13 protein-coding genes are annotated in these 13,955 nt (G+C 59.5%); 10 read left to right on the top strand and 3 right to left on the bottom strand.

The genetic code is table 11. From position 1 onward, the window contains the following. The first annotated feature begins 175 nt into the window (after positions 1 to 175). The 8 genes from AC0L3P_RS25600 to AC0L3P_RS25565 all read left to right on the top strand — a co-directional run bounded on the left by AC0L3P_RS25600 (position 176) and on the right by AC0L3P_RS25565 (position 11,049). A complete protein-coding gene (locus AC0L3P_RS25600) occupies positions 176 to 2,926 on the top strand; it encodes an Ig-like domain-containing protein (protein ID WP_473306111.1) in 2,751 nt (916 codons plus the stop codon). A gap of 323 nt (positions 2,927 to 3,249) precedes the next feature. Continuing rightward, positions 3,250 to 4,953 carry a type I secretion system permease/ATPase gene (locus AC0L3P_RS25595; protein ID WP_354128796.1) on the top strand — a complete coding sequence of 568 codons (1,704 nt, stop codon included), beginning with the start codon at positions 3,250 to 3,252 and terminating at the stop codon, positions 4,951 to 4,953. Then, positions 4,950 to 6,263 carry an HlyD family type I secretion periplasmic adaptor subunit gene (locus AC0L3P_RS25590; protein ID WP_354060854.1) on the top strand — a complete coding sequence of 438 codons (1,314 nt, stop codon included), beginning with the start codon at positions 4,950 to 4,952 and terminating at the stop codon, positions 6,261 to 6,263. The genes AC0L3P_RS25595 and AC0L3P_RS25590 overlap by 4 nt, the downstream gene beginning before the upstream one ends. An 815-nt stretch (positions 6,264 to 7,078) precedes the next feature. Then, the gene (locus AC0L3P_RS25585) at positions 7,079 to 7,693 is read left to right on the top strand and encodes a transglutaminase-like cysteine peptidase (RefSeq protein WP_377791139.1); all 615 of its coding nucleotides are present in this window, start codon (positions 7,079 to 7,081) and stop codon (positions 7,691 to 7,693) included. Positions 7,694 to 8,119: 426 nt separating this feature from the next. Then, positions 8,120 to 8,365: a hypothetical protein gene (locus tag AC0L3P_RS25580; protein ID WP_473306108.1), complete on the top strand. Its 246-nt coding sequence runs from the start codon at positions 8,120 to 8,122 to the stop codon at positions 8,363 to 8,365. A 28-nt stretch (positions 8,366 to 8,393) separates the two neighbouring features. Further along, complete coding sequence (locus tag AC0L3P_RS25575) at positions 8,394 to 8,663, top strand: hypothetical protein (protein ID WP_473306105.1); 270 nt, start codon at positions 8,394 to 8,396, stop codon at positions 8,661 to 8,663. A gap of 1,445 nt (positions 8,664 to 10,108) precedes the next feature. Continuing rightward, positions 10,109 to 10,648: an acyltransferase gene (locus AC0L3P_RS25570; protein ID WP_473306103.1), complete on the top strand. Its 540-nt coding sequence runs from the start codon at positions 10,109 to 10,111 to the stop codon at positions 10,646 to 10,648. Positions 10,649 to 10,827: 179 nt separating this feature from the next. Then, the gene (locus AC0L3P_RS25565) at positions 10,828 to 11,049 is read left to right on the top strand and encodes a hypothetical protein (RefSeq protein WP_085358728.1); all 222 of its coding nucleotides are present in this window, start codon (positions 10,828 to 10,830) and stop codon (positions 11,047 to 11,049) included. 59 nt (positions 11,050 to 11,108) lie between these two features. On the opposite strand, the gene AC0L3P_RS25560 is transcribed toward AC0L3P_RS25565, so the two are convergent. Next, positions 11,109 to 11,450, bottom strand: coding sequence for an H-NS histone family protein (locus AC0L3P_RS25560; RefSeq protein ID WP_473306100.1), 342 nt, complete (start codon positions 11,448 to 11,450; stop codon positions 11,109 to 11,111). A gap of 600 nt (positions 11,451 to 12,050) precedes the next feature. Further along, complete coding sequence (locus tag AC0L3P_RS25555; protein ID WP_275173834.1) at positions 12,051 to 12,428, bottom strand: hypothetical protein; 378 nt, start codon at positions 12,426 to 12,428, stop codon at positions 12,051 to 12,053. On the opposite strand from AC0L3P_RS25555, the gene AC0L3P_RS25550 reads away from it, so the two are divergent. Beyond that, the gene (locus AC0L3P_RS25550) at positions 12,418 to 13,164 is read left to right on the top strand and encodes a response regulator transcription factor (protein ID WP_354255580.1); all 747 of its coding nucleotides are present in this window, start codon (positions 12,418 to 12,420) and stop codon (positions 13,162 to 13,164) included. The two genes, AC0L3P_RS25555 and AC0L3P_RS25550, sit on opposite strands and share 11 nt — an antisense overlap. A gap of 12 nt (positions 13,165 to 13,176) precedes the next feature. On the opposite strand, the gene AC0L3P_RS25545 is transcribed toward AC0L3P_RS25550, so the two are convergent. Beyond that, complete coding sequence (locus AC0L3P_RS25545; RefSeq protein WP_166517484.1) at positions 13,177 to 13,449, bottom strand: hypothetical protein; 273 nt, start codon at positions 13,447 to 13,449, stop codon at positions 13,177 to 13,179. 227 nt (positions 13,450 to 13,676) lie between these two features. On the opposite strand from AC0L3P_RS25545, the gene AC0L3P_RS25540 reads away from it, so the two are divergent. Next, on the top strand, positions 13,677 to 13,955 hold a 279-nt coding region (locus tag AC0L3P_RS25540; RefSeq protein ID WP_275173840.1), incomplete at its 3' end, for a hypothetical protein.

Raw genomic sequence — 13,955 nt, 5'->3', positions numbered from 1 at the left:
GTCTGAGCCAAACATCACCCCAGCACGGCCTAGATGTAGTCCAAAAAAAGTCCGCCGTACTCGACCAAAAGTCGCCGCGGCCGAGATGCTCGGCTTTTAAAGATGGCATGTCGCTTGGGGGACCTTCATGGTTGAGCGCATCCCTATCGGATATTAAATCAGGAGAACAGGGTAGATGGCAATTAACGACGGCTTCGCAAATGCTCCAACTGGAACGCCGCAGCTTCCGAACTTGCTCGATTCCTACGGTGCGAACCGGCCCGGATGGAATGTCGCGGGCGTGGATTACTACGCCGGGACACCTCAGGGATTAGCGCTGAAAAATCCGGCGACAATCTCGATGGCCGGGGTATCGGTGAATACGGCGAACCACACCATCACGGTGACGGGCAGCGAGGTTACGCTCGACGGCTATGATTTCTCGCTCAACGGTGGCTGGGGCGTTGTCGTCCAGAGCGCAAATACAAAGATTCTGAATTCCAACTTCCAGGTCGGGGCCAATGGCCTCAAGCCCATCTTGGCGACGGATTCGTCGTCGAATTTGACGGTCATGTACTCCACGCTTGACGGCAACAACAACGGCAGCGTCAGCGGGCTCATTGAAAATCGTGGTTCAGGTACCCTGACCGTGGAGTATTCTTGGCTCAAGAATGCCGGCGGCGACATGATTCAAATGCACAATGGCGGCAAGTCGGCCGGCCTTATCGTTGAGTACAATCTGATTCAGAACGCCGGAATGGCATCCGGTGCGCACGGCGACTACACCGAGTTCATGGATGGGCCGTTTGCCGCCACCATCATGTACAACACCACGACCCAGAACGGCGGGGCGAGCCAGGGCTTCATGGTGGAGCCTGACATCGGCAGCAGCCCGGGCGAGATTGTTTCCGGCGAAATCGGCAACAATGTATTCACTGGCAGCGTCAACGCCTTCACTGGCGTCACGGTGGCAGATATCCAGAATACGTTCACCGTCCACGACAACTACTTCGATCCGTCCAGCTCGTCTTCGGGACTGGCATTCGGCGGCGTCCGGGGCGGTCCCAACGACTCCAGTTCGAAGTCGATCTATATCCACAACGTCAACATGAAGACTGGTGCCGTCCTTCAGGACGCAAATGCGCCGACATCACCGACATCACCGACATCACCGACATCACCGACATCACCGACATCGCCGACCGGGCCGACTGCGCCCACTATCGACTCCATCTCGAACGATAGCGGCACCGCTGGCGATCGCATCACGAACGACAACACTCTCGAGCTGAAGGGTAAGGCGGCTGCCGGCAGCGCGGTCAAAGTCTATGACGGTACGACCCAAATCGGTTCGACCACTGCGGATTCGAGCGGGAATTGGGACTACATCACAAAAGTCCTGACGGACGCCAAGCATACGCTCACCGCAACGGCGACCAATTCATCGGGTCAGACCGGCGCGACGTCGGCTGCGGTGGTGGTCACCGTCGATACCAAGGCGCCGACTGCGCCGACCATTGCCGGCAACAAGGTGAACAGCGCCAATCAGGTGGTGATGTCGGGCAATGCCGAAACGGGCAGCGCCGTAAAGGTGTTCGACGGCACGACCCAGATCGGGACCGCGACGGCAAACAGCAGCGGTGTGTGGGCCTATACGTCCGCTGCCCTTGCGGTCGGTGCGCACAGCCTGACGGCGAAGGCCACGGACGTGGCAGGCAACACCAGCGCGGCGTCCTCCGTGGTCACGGCCAGCATCACCTCGACGTCCCCCACCGCTCCGACGTCTCCCACCAGCCCGACGTCGCCTACTGCTGGCACGGTGATCGAGTCGGCCGGTGCGACACGCCTCGTTGAGAGTGGTGACAAATTCTACCTCAACACCAGCACCGGGACAGGCCCCACACTGAAGAATCACGGTGTAGACTTTATAGATGGCTCAGACCACACCTGGGCGCCGATCGGTGCGGAGCAGACGGCGACGGGCTACCAGATCGTCTGGAAGGAGGCGAGCACCGGTCAGTACACGGCCTGGAATACCGACAATAACGGCAACTACGTTTCCCATGTCGGCGCCCTGACCGACTCCACGTCGGGCGGCACCGTGTCTGGTACGAGCTCTGCCCTCAAGTCGCTCGAAACGACCTTCCACCAGGATCTGAACGGTGACGGACAGATCGGTTCCAGCACGTCCACACCGACGTCTCCGACATCGCCCACTGCTGGCACGGTGATCGAGTCGGCTGGAGCGACACGTCTCGTCGAGGGTGGCGACAAGTTCTACCTCAACGGCAGCACCGGGACGGGCCCCACGCTGAAGCAAGGCGGCGTGGATTTCATAGATGGGTCAGATCACACCTGGGCTCCCATTGCCGCGGAAAAGACCACCACGGGCTATCAGGTCGTCTGGAAGGAAGCGAGCACCGGCCTTTATACGGCGTGGAACACCGACAGCAACGGCAACTACGTTTCGCACGTAAGCAGCCTGACCGGTTCCACGTCGGGCGGCACCGTGTCGGGTACGAACTCCGGCCTTAAATCGCTCGAGACGAGCTTCCATCAGGATCTCAACGGCGATGGGCAGGTCGGTACATCGAGCGTTGCTACGTCGTCCACGAGCACCACTTCCCTCGCTGCGACTTCGAGCTCGACGAGCAGCAACGTACAGACGAGCACGTCAGGAAATGACGCCTTCGTTGGCACCACCAAGGCCGACACGTTCTCGTTTGCTGCGAATTTCGGCAACGATGTCATTAAGGACTTCACTGCCAGCGGACCTGCTCACGACACGATCCAGTTCAGCAAGAGCGTGTTCGACAGCTTTGCGAGTGTTCTTTCCCATGCGACCCAATCGGGTCAGGACGTCGTCATCGCGACGGGGGGCGACACGCTCACGCTGAAGAACATGAAGGTCGGATCGTTGACCAACCAGGACTTCCACTTCGCGTAAGGTATGGGCATCCACACCGAGTAGTACTCAACAATGGCCTTGGGGATCTCTTGCGGATCTTCCGACAAAGGCATGGTTTAAGGGCGGCTACCATGATTGACTTTGGACGGCGGGGGGTATTCCCCCCGCCCGCGAATCTCGTACGGATTCCACTTCTTCACATATCAGAGCTCTGGGCGGCTGGACGGCAGTGGGCGGAAGACGCCGATTTTGGGACACCGCAACTGATTGGCTGGGCAAAGCGTCCGATCGAAGCCCTGCGGCAACGGATATTCGCTGGTCGACCCCGGCCGGTGAATCACTATGACGAGTCGCAGTCAGAGATGTCGGCATTCCTGCGGTCTTGCCGCCGGATTTTCTGGGCTCTCGCCGCCTTCAGCGGCATGAGCAATCTCCTTATGCTCACCGGCTCGTTCTTCATGCTGCAAGTCTATGATCGGGTGCTGCCCGGACGCAGCATACCGACGCTAATCGCCTTGATGGTTCTGGCCACGGTTCTTTACCTGTTCCAGGGCGGGCTCGATCTCGTCAGGAGCAGGATCAGCTCCCGGGTCGGCCGGTATTTCGATGAAAAGCTCAGCATTCGCATATTCGACTCGCTTGTTCGCTTGCCTTTGAAGACCAGAGCGGATGGCGATGGTTTGCAGCCGGTGCGGGATCTCGATCAGGTCCGCAGCTTCCTGTCGAGTGGAGGGCCGACTGCGCTCTTCGATCTCCCCTGGATGCCGATCTATCTCGGCATCTGCTTCCTGTTTCACTTCTGGATTGGCGTGACTGCGCTGGCCGGCGCGCTGGTCCTGGTCGGCATTACGATCCTTACGGAAACACGTACGCGAGGGCCGGCAAAGGCAACCTCGCGTCTCGCCGTCTCGCGGACCGCACTGGCGCTCGAAGGGCGGCGAAATGCCGAGGTCCTGCAGGCCATGGGCATGCGGCAACAGGCGGGCTTACGTTGGCGGGATGTCAACGCGAAGTACCTCGCGGCCCATGAGCAGGCAAGCGATGTCGCAAACGGACTCGGTGGCGCCTCCAAGCTCTTCCGGGCGATCTTGCAATCGCTGGTTCTTGCCGTGGGCGCCGTCCTCGTTATCAATCAGGAATCCACGGCCGGCATCATCATTGCCGGTTCGATCCTCACCGCGCGAGCACTGGCGCCCGTCGAAATGGCCATCGCGAATTGGAAAGGATTCGTCGCCGCGCGGCAATCGGGGCAAAGGCTTGATCACTTGCTGAAGCTTCTGCCTCGCGAGGAGGAGCGGTTGGCATTGCCTGCGCCCGTTGAAACTCTCACTGCCGAGCACCTCTATATTGGTGCCCCGAACTCGGAGAGGCCCACCGTCAGTGAAGTTTCGTTCCAGCTGCGGAGCGGGCAAGCCGTCGGAATCATCGGTCCGAGCGGGTCCGGCAAATCGACGTTGGCACGCGCGCTGGTGGGAGTGTGGCCGTGCATTCGAGGCAGGATCCGGCTCGACAACGCTTCGCTCGATCACTGGTCTTCGGACGCCCTCGGCAAGCACATCGGTTATCTGCCTCAGGACGTCGAATTGTTCGACGGCAGCATTGCAATGAACATTGCACGGTTCGATCCGCAGGCAACGGCCGCCGCAGTTCTGGAAGCTTCGCATGCCGCTGGCGCGCACGATCTCATCCTCTCGCTTCCAGACGGCTACGGCACGAAGATCGGCGAAGGAGGGTTAGCGCTGTCGGCAGGGCAGCGGCAGCGTATCGGGCTCGCGCGCGCCTTTTACGGCAAGCCGTTCCTGGTCGTACTTGATGAACCCTCTTCCAATCTCGATGCCGAGGGCGAGGACGCCTTGACCGAAGCGATCTTGAACGTGCGCCGTCGAGGCGGAATTGTTGCCGTTGTTGCGCATCGTCCGAAGGCGTTGGAAGGTGTGGACCATGTCTTGTGCCTCGGGGAAGGCAAGGTGCAGTCCTTCGGAAAGAGAGAGGAGGTCCTCAAGAGAGTGTTGCGAAATCCCACACCGCTCAAGGTCGTCGCGGAAGCTCAAGGAGGTGGCCGATGAATGGCCAGGTGACGCCGGCGATGCAATCCATCCAGCGTTACATGATCGTGGGTATGATCATGTTTGGTTTGGTAACCTTTGGGGTCGGCGGCTGGGCGACAACGACCCAACTGTCGGGCGCGGTGATCGCCCAAGGCGTGGTCGTGGTGGATTCGAGCGTCAAGAAGGTTCAGCACTCCACTGGCGGGATCGTGGGAGAGTTGCGCGTGCGGGAGGGCGCGCGGGTTAATGCAGGGGATATTTTGATCCGCCTCGACGAGACGCAGACGCTCGCGAATGCCACCATCGTTACCAACAGCCTCGATGAGCTGTTCGCGCGGCAGGCTCGTCTGGAGGCCGAGCGCGATGGCGCCGAGCAGGCTGTCTTTCCCAAGGTGCTGCTCGACCGCGCCAAGGAGAGTAACTCCGAGGCGAGCCGTGCGATTACTGCGGAGCGAAAGCTCTTCGAGCTGCGTCGTCAGGCGCGGAGCGGCCAAAAAGCGCAGCTGCAGGAGAAAAGCGCGCAGCTGGAAAACGAGATCAAAGGCCTTACGGGGCAGACCGAGGCCAAGCAGAAGGAAGTCGAATTTATCCGGCAGGAGCTGGAGGGCGTGCGCAGTCTCTGGCAAAAAAATCTGGTGCCGATCACGCGGCTCAATTCCCTCGAGCGTGATTCCGCTCGTCTCGAAGGCGAGCGCAGCCAGCTGGCAGGAATGATTGCTCAGTCGAAGGGCAAGATCGCCGAAATCGGACTCCAGATCATTCAGATCGACCAGGACCTGCGGACGGAAGTGGGCAAGGATCTGATCGAAACGCGATCGAAGCTCTCCGAGCTGAGCGAGCGCAAAACTGCAGCGGTCGATCAATTGAATCGGATCGATATCAGGGCGCCGCAAACCGGCCGCGTCCACGAGCTGAGCGTGCACACCGTTGGAGGTGTGATCTCTCCCGGCGAGCAGATCATGCTGATCGTGCCCGATGCGGACTCGCTTGCGGTTGAGGTCAAGATCGCACCGCGCGACATCGACCAGGTCTATATGGGGCAGACCGCGACAATGCGCTTCGCGGCGTTCAACCAGAAGACCACGCCCGAAATCGACGGGGAGGTCAGCATGGTCTCGGCCGACATCACCCAGGATCAGCGCGCCGGCACGAGCTACTACACGGGCCGCGTCCTGCTGAAGCCGGAAGAGCTGGCGAAACTCGGGTCGGCCAAGCTGTTGCCCGGCATGCCGGTCGAGGTTTTCATCAAGACGGCAGGTCGCACAGCACTATCCTACCTGCTCAAGCCGCTGCACGATCAGGCGGAGCGCGCATTCAAGGAGCGCTGACTCTTCGCAGGAAGATAGTACCGCTCGACTGCGCGAATTCGGGCTGGCGCCCTATCCGTGGGCGCCAGCGTTGCGATTAGCCTCTGAAGGAAGGCACGGCTGGGCGGCTGGAAGCATCCGCAGCGGGCGTAGCTGGCCGACGAGTGCGCGTCACAAGCCAAGCCTGCGGTCTGGTTTGAAGGCTCGACCGCGGCGTTCTGGTAATGTCTGGTCGGCGCAAGAGATTTGGTGGGGCGAGCGCGGTGAGATCGACCCACCTCCTGATCAACTGCAATAGATCGCGCGGCTTTGGACGGATCGACCGCAGCGGATGCCTGTTGTCCGTGGACAGACGTCCATTCGCCTGACGTACTGGTCATCGCCGCGACGAAGACAAGTATTGAAGCCTCAGCCCCCAGGGATGACGAGTAGCTCACCTGGCATATGAAACTGTCCTGCTCGAGGAAGCACCGTTTGACGACCTCGGTGGATGATTAAATCAACAAATCATGGTGGGGCGCTAAATTGTTGCCCGACCCTGGATGCGCGAAGCACGTTCCGTGCGGCGCTTGACGGGCCACTCCACCGGGACACCCGCGCCGATCAACCTCCCGCTCCATTCATTCTTCCCGTCTCTCCCTCGGCAGGGCCGCTGGCGCGACGAGTCCTTGCAAGCGACTTTTGCATCGATTTAATTGTTATTTATTCTTGCAGGTCGAATTAAATCGAAATAGGATTAAATATTATAATATGAGAGATAATCGTCCCCGCGGCTGGGGCCGCCGCGCTGGGCAGTGAATCCGGGCCTCAGCTTGGCGTTCGCGGGGGATCGGCAGATGCAACGAACCTCCGGGCCAGTCGTCGCGGCAGCCATAGCTGTCATGATAGGAGGCGCTCCGTGCGGGCGAGCGGCGTTGTTGACCATGCCGACGGCTCCGCAGGCGGCTCTTGCACATATCGAGCTGGGGCGCCCGACGCTTCCGCCCTTCAGCTACACGGTGTTTTGCCAGCGCTATGAGACCGAGTGTCGCCCGCGGCGCTTCTTCCGCGGCGGGCCGGTGCGGTTGATTGAGAAGCGATGGGCGGACCTGAGGGAAATCAATCGCACGGTCAATTCGGCGATAGCGCCGGTTCGCAACGAGCTCGGACTCGCTGGCGAGACCTGGATCATCAACCCCGCTGGCGGCGATTGCAATGATTACGCAGTCAGCAAGCGCCACGAGCTGCTTCAGCGGGGCTGGCCGGCGCGGGTCCTGCTATTGAGCGAAGTCGTGGTCGGCTCCGGAGAGCACCATTTGGTGCTTCTCGTGCGGACCAGGAGCGGCGATGTGGTTCTCGACAATCTCACCCCGCAGATCAAGCCGTGGTGGCGGACGCCCTATCGCTGGGTTCGGGTCCAGAGCCCCGGCAGGGACAGGCTGTGGGCCGTGGTTGGGCGGCTAGGGGCATGAGCTCGAAATCAATGAATTTAGATTGCGGCGCGGCACGCTTGTACGAGCTAAAGCGTTAGGGAGAATTAAATGGAGTTCCGGGGATCCACTGAGGTGGAGACTGAGGGATTGCGAAGGGTGTGGCTGATTCCACCGTCGGAAAAGGATGTGGGTCCACACTTCGACTTTCTCAATCAAACGCGATCCAAAGGAAAACCTCATCGGCGCGGACAGTGGCACTATCCGGTGGTGTGGTATGCCATGTGTGTCGTGCTGCTTTTGCTATTTCCAGTACTGACCTACGGGATGGCATTTTGGCGGCTTCCTCCTGCCCAGTCGCTTCCATTTGGCTGTCTTATGGCGTCTTTCGTCCTAAGCGCCGCATGTACTCTCTTGATTAGGCCCTCATCACCGGGGCGGGGATTGGGTGGGACAATCGCGTCCACAATGGCGATTTTTGGTGTGGTCTTCTTGGGGTTTGTCCTCACCAGAACCGATTATTCCCGCGCCATCACCCTCGGGATTTTCACCTCTGTCCTCGCTCGCGAGCTTGACCTCGAACGTGAATGTGATGCGATGTTCGATTGGGCGCTCGATCGATTGATTAAATTGAAGGCCGACGAACGGAGCATCACTCTGGAAGAGCGGAGCCGCTTCCATCGGGCGAAGGCTCCACGAGCCCGTGCAAAGTAACTCAACATTTGTGCCTTGGGAAGCAACGATGACACGACGGGCTCGCGAAACAAACTTTGAAATCTCTGGAGCGCCGCTGCGGCGCGATGAGTTCGACAGGAACCATCGTCAGATCAAGGCCGCCATCAGGCCGCGCGATCGCGTCAAAGACATGTACGCCGAAGATCTCACCGATGGCAGCCTGCAGATGCCAAGGTTACGCCGAGCGGCGTCCCATTTCCTCGCAACGCGCCAGCGGGAGGCACTCTATGCGCAGCGTGTGCAGCACCAGCCGCGATGTGCGACGCCGATAACGTGACCCTGGTGGAGCGCTGGTCACGTGGGGAGCCGGACGCCAAGGCCGAAGTTGCTGTCATCCTCCAGCAAGCCGGCCTGACCGAATTCGACATTGAATCTGAAGCGCTGCTCAATTCCTTGCCGACCATGATCCAGCTCGAGCGTTGCAAGCACCGAAGGCCGCGCGCCGCGACAAGGCGCTGTTGGCCATCGCGTTACATCTCCGGATGCAGGCGCAGGATCAAGTGCTTCGGCTGGCACGGGACAATTGTAACACAGGAACCCTCGAAGGTTCGAGTTTGGAGCAGCCGCCAAGTGATGACCAGTGAACGTCAACGCGCCGCCAATCGCGCCATGCGAAACTCAGCACCGGCCCGAGATCCCCGTCGGGAAAGGCGCGCGCGAGCCGGAATGCACGCCGCCATGGCGTCGCCGCGCAAGCGGCGCTCGATGCTGATCGGCTCGCTCGCGCCGAGCAACTCGCCCGCGCGATCATGGAGGCAACCTTCGGCTGGATCGATTTGCTGCAAGCGCGATCGATTGGGCAGGCCGAACTTGCGGTCAGGCGAGGGCGTGCGGTGGCCAATGCACTGCTGGCTCAACTGTGCGCAACCGCGTGCGGCTCTGATCCAGCTTCAGGCCCGGTGGCGTCAGGGCGAGGAGACGCCTGTGTCGGTCTTGTTCACGACCTCAAAATGGTCGAGCGGTATCTGCGGCGTGCGCAGGCACGGCGCGACAGGTTGCTGCGACGTCGTCTCTCCGACGCAAGCCGGTAGGGGGCTGTGCAATGCCGCCCCGCTGGACGCGGGCCAAGACCGCGCAAGTCGGCCAAGGCGGTTGGTCACGCGGAACAGGCCCAGTGATCGGCGTCCGGACCGGTTTTCATGCCGATCGGTTCGCGCCAATGCGCGCGTGCGCGCAATGCCACACGGCCCCGGGTGTTTGTGCGCTCCGGCAACAGGAGGGGAGCTCGAAATGCGCAGAACGAACCCAATTAACCTGAAGGATTACAACGTAGTCTTGTTCGTTGCCAACGCCGAGATGTTAGAGCTGAGGCCGGTTTGGCGCAGCCACGGCGGCGACCGCTTCGAGCCGCGACCTTGGGGCTTCGATATTGAACAGGCAGGTTCGCCGGTCTGGACGGAAGGGCGTTCGCGAATGGTAAAATGCCAAGGCTGCGTCAACTGCGGACAGCGGATCTCACTGTCCATTCGTCGCGGTTGTGCAAGTGTGGCGGGAGCGAAGAAGTGTAGGCCATTGAAATGGTTGAAATAATGTCGGCCTGACGACGAACGTCGTGCCGAAGCTGTATCGCCCTCCGATACCTGCATTTGGCGCGGCGCATCGGGAGGAAGTTGTAATTGCATTCCAAAGTCGCTTATCAAATTAGCCGTACGTCAGGATTGCCGATGTTGGGCAGTTGGCAATTCAAACCAAGTGGTGCTTCCGATGCTACGAGATCCCAGAATGTCTGATGACCGTGTGGATCAATGGCTCGCATTTGCGCGCGAGTTGTTGCGGGCTCTCGCAGTTCGCAAGAGGAAGCAATTCGATCGGAGGGTGCCAGTCGGAGACCTTCTCACCGAGCGCGACGATAACGCCGCAGCGTATGGCTTCGGCGAGGGCACCACGATGTACGACAACGTGCTCGTTCTGGGGTCTGTCAAGGTCGGACGAGATACCTGGATTGGACCAGGATGTATCCTCGATGGCTCGGGGGGAGATTTGCAGATAGGGGACTGGTGCTCCATCTCCGCTGGCGTCCAGATCTACACACATAACACCGTAAATCGTTCTATTTCGCTCGGCAGGGACCCGATCGATTACGCACCCACCTGGATTGGCAATGGAGTATATGTGGGCCCTAATTCCGTGATCCAAATGGGTGTAACGATCGGCGACCGCGCGATCATAGGTGCAAATTCACTGGTCAACATGGATATTCCTACAGGTGCCAAGGCGTTTGGCTGTCCTGCGCGCCTTCAGCAGCCCTCAACGTCGAAATAAATGCAATCCGCGCCCGGCCCAAATTTTCATTTTCGCCGCAACTCCGGTCGCCGCCGATCTATTGGCAAGTATCAACGGGCAAGCTGAGGAATAAATTACTGCATTAACAAATTTAAGTTGATCTTCCGCTAGTTTGACGTACCAATTTAATTGAGGGCTGGCTCTTGCAGGATAATCCCATGACCCATCTCGATACCGACGGCGAAGATCGTCGTGAGTTCTTGAAGAGCTGCGGAAAATTTGCCGCCGTCACCCCTCCTGCCATGACGCTGTTGCTGTCCACCTCTCTTACGTCAACCGCGATAGCCAGTTCAGGCGGTCATATTGTGCATGGCAACAACGGCTACGGCAACGGCGGCGGTGACGGCAGTCCGAACAATAAAGAGGATCGCGATCGCTAGATGTTGCTGTGGACAGCCGCGCCATAGCGGTGTCTACGGCGTCGCGACCGTCGCGGGGCTCAACCGGTGCGGCGGCGCTTGTGGCTGGATGAACGGTTGATCAACAAATCGTTCAGCTTCTTGCCGGCTCGGAGCTGCGCCTTCAGCCAGCGGGGTTGCTTGCCACGACCGGACCAGGTCTCGGACGGGTTTTTCGGATTTTGATACTTCGGCAGCACTGGCGGGTAGGGGCGGCGCGCGCGTTCCTCGTTGGGGGTCCCGGAAGTTCCCTCGATCCTGCGAAGCCGCTCTTCGAGCTTGGCTTTTTCCGCAATCATTCTCCGACTAAGAACAGCCGTCACCTCATCGTAAAGCCGCCACAGCTCGGCTGTGGCCGTGGATGCCCACTCGTCGTTCCCCATGGAAGCCGTCCCCACTACTTCCGATTTGAAATAGGAGGGGGGCTTATCAGGTCAAAGCCCCGTCGGGCAAGCCTGATCGGCCCGCGCACAGGACTCTAGTGTGCAGTGCGGTGCTTCTGGCGCTACCAGCCGGGCCTGTGCCTTCGACCGGCCGGTCGCCTCCCGGCCGGTCTCCGCCGGCGGACCCTTCGCATCGGGCCGAGCAGGCGCTGCTCGGCCATCGACACGCGACTACGTAAATTCTGCAATTCGGTGAATTGAACGATCAGAGATTCATGCGTTTGCCGCAAAACAGCCGAAGAATACATATGACCACCTACTCATTACCAGCGATGACCCGTGACCCCAGATTGAAGTTTGCCGGGTTGGCGAAAATGTCGCCCGAACTTTGCTGACCAGGTTTTCATCGGTGCTACTGCCGAAGCAGAGCCGTTGTCGTTCGAGACGTCTGATTAATGGTTGAAAAACTTCCATTCCTCATATTGATGTTGGATGAATAGTATTACTTTTTGGCCTCCTCTTCGTGTTATGGGTCGAGGCTTTTCAGCTGCCTCGCTCCGGTCAAGTTTGTCGAATGTTAGATTTGAATCATGAATGTGACTATATATCGTTCGTAATAAGTGGTCGGCGATGAGCTTGATCGCGGTTAACCAATCCTGACAAGGCAGCCACATACTGGACCGCCAGATCTGCGGGAGAGTTTTGCAGATCGTAGCCAGCTGAGAAGGCGCTGTTTTGTAGATGAATTCGCTGCTTCGGATTTTCCATGGAGGACCGGAATCCTACGGTGCTGCACGCATTCTCAAAGCGAGTTACAGTGGTGTGGCCATCATGCGTTGCCGATGCGCCGTGACGAATTGACAGTGCGGCGTTTTGGCAGACGGATTGGTTGTGCTTCCCGCGTGTCTTGAGGTGAATGCAGGAATAAAAACTGCCGCGCGGGGTATCAGGAATAGGCAGGGGAAGCATGCGCCGCATCAGAGTCGTCATCGCGGATCGGCACCCGATCGTGTTGCAGGGGATCAGCAGCGTCCTTGCGGCGCAGCGCGATTTTGCGATCGTGGCCGCCTGCGGCGATACTGCAAGCTGCATTGGGGCCATCCGACTTCTGGTGCCCGACATTGCACTGGTCGATATTGCAATGCCCAGTATCAGTCGACCGGACATTCTGGCTATCGCAAACACCGCTGGCCAAGGTACCCGGGTCATTTTCTTCGCTGAAAAGGCCGGCGATCAACGGTTGCAGACGCTGGCCGCGGGCCGCGCCTGCCTCGTCCTCACGAGAGATGCTGAGCCGGAGATGCTGGTCGCGACCCTGAGGAGGGTTGCGGAACGCCAGGGACCAGCATCGCGGTCGCCGTGCACAGGTGGCGAGGTCCGTGGGGAGTCTCACACCGGTGAGGAAAAGGCTCCGACGCAGCTGACCGACCGGGAGCGGCAGATCATGAGACTTGTATCGGAGGGGCTGTCGAACAAGGAGATTGGGCGTTTCCTGAACATTACCGATGGTACGATCAAAGTCCACCTTCACCACATCTTCCAGAAGCTCGATATCAGCAATCGAACAGTTCTCGCGGCATTTGCAATTTCGCAAAACGGGCAACATGCGGCCGCACGTGAACTCGCCCCTTCCGGCCTACTACAGCAGGATTCGGCGGTTCGAAACGACGAGGACGTCAAGCGCGGCAATGTCCTTCCGGAACGTACGCGTTAGCTGGACATCGCATCATGCTGGGCGGTGAGCATCGGTTGCGGCGCGCAGATGCTCGGCCATGTTGCGGCAGGCTCCTTCGGCCTCAGCCAATGTTCGGAAGGGCGACCCGCTGATCTTGATCGCGCCATTGTTCTCGTAGAGTGGTCGCCAACTCGCCAAGTACCCGGAGCGTCCGTGAAAGCCTGGACCGGTAGGGCTCTCCAGGCTGATCACAAACGAGAAGCCATCGCCGCTCGCGCTCCAGATCTCCATGTTTTCGATGGGCCGGTGAAATTGCAGTGGCATGGCCATCATCCGTGGTGCGCTGCCCTTAACCAAGTTAAATCAGATATATGCATATTAATGTTATTTGAGACTCCAGATTGGGGCTCCGGCGCCGGGGGGTAGCAAACCCGAGGCCATGGAAATGCTGGCAATTTGCCGGTGGCGCAGTCGCAATCTCCACCTTTCAAACAAAAGTTTTGGTTGAAAGTCTATTTAATATATAATACGAATGAATGAAAGCGATTTAAATCGAGGGGCGCATCGTGACCCAAGGTGGCAATGAAGATGACGACCGGCGGGCGTTCCTGAAAACTTGCGGAAGATTCGCGGCCGTGACACCGCCCGTCATGACGCTGCTGCTGTCGACATCGCTGACTTCGACGGCCATTGCGCGTTCAGGCGGACAGAACGGAGCAACGCATGGCGACGACAGGGGCCAGTCGTTCTTCGACAACGATCGCCCATCCTCTGCAGTGTCGGGGTCCTCTGGCAGCGGGGCACCTGGAGGCGGTGGCGGACCTGGGGGG

This window comes from Bradyrhizobium sp. WSM4874 (assembly GCF_055811835.1).
This window is presented reverse-complemented; position numbering and strand designations above follow the sequence as displayed.

What these genes read in the sequence shown, in the direction of transcription:
- AC0L3P_RS25600 (WP_473306111.1), top strand. Translation starts at nt 176, where the DNA reads ATGGCAATTAACGACGGCTTCGCAAATGCTCCAACTGGAACGCCGCAG.
- AC0L3P_RS25550 (WP_354255580.1), top strand. Translation starts at nt 12,418, where the DNA reads ATGCGCCGCATCAGAGTCGTCATCGCGGATCGGCACCCGATCGTGTTG.
- AC0L3P_RS25585 (WP_377791139.1), top strand. Translation starts at nt 7,079, where the DNA reads ATGCAACGAACCTCCGGGCCAGTCGTCGCGGCAGCCATAGCTGTCATG.
- AC0L3P_RS25595 (WP_354128796.1), top strand. Translation starts at nt 3,250, where the DNA reads ATGTCGGCATTCCTGCGGTCTTGCCGCCGGATTTTCTGGGCTCTCGCC.
- AC0L3P_RS25565 (WP_085358728.1), top strand. Translation starts at nt 10,828, where the DNA reads ATGACCCATCTCGATACCGACGGCGAAGATCGTCGTGAGTTCTTGAAG.
- AC0L3P_RS25580 (WP_473306108.1), top strand. Translation starts at nt 8,120, where the DNA reads ATGGCGATTTTTGGTGTGGTCTTCTTGGGGTTTGTCCTCACCAGAACC.
- AC0L3P_RS25560 (WP_473306100.1), bottom strand. Translation starts at nt 11,450, where the DNA reads ATGGGGAACGACGAGTGGGCATCCACGGCCACAGCCGAGCTGTGGCGG.
- AC0L3P_RS25555 (WP_275173834.1), bottom strand. Translation starts at nt 12,428, where the DNA reads ATGCGGCGCATGCTTCCCCTGCCTATTCCTGATACCCCGCGCGGCAGT.
- AC0L3P_RS25575 (WP_473306105.1), top strand. Translation starts at nt 8,394, where the DNA reads ATGACACGACGGGCTCGCGAAACAAACTTTGAAATCTCTGGAGCGCCG.
- AC0L3P_RS25545 (WP_166517484.1), bottom strand. Translation starts at nt 13,449, where the DNA reads ATGCCACTGCAATTTCACCGGCCCATCGAAAACATGGAGATCTGGAGC.
- AC0L3P_RS25570 (WP_473306103.1), top strand. Translation starts at nt 10,109, where the DNA reads ATGTCTGATGACCGTGTGGATCAATGGCTCGCATTTGCGCGCGAGTTG.
- AC0L3P_RS25590 (WP_354060854.1), top strand. Translation starts at nt 4,950, where the DNA reads ATGAATGGCCAGGTGACGCCGGCGATGCAATCCATCCAGCGTTACATG.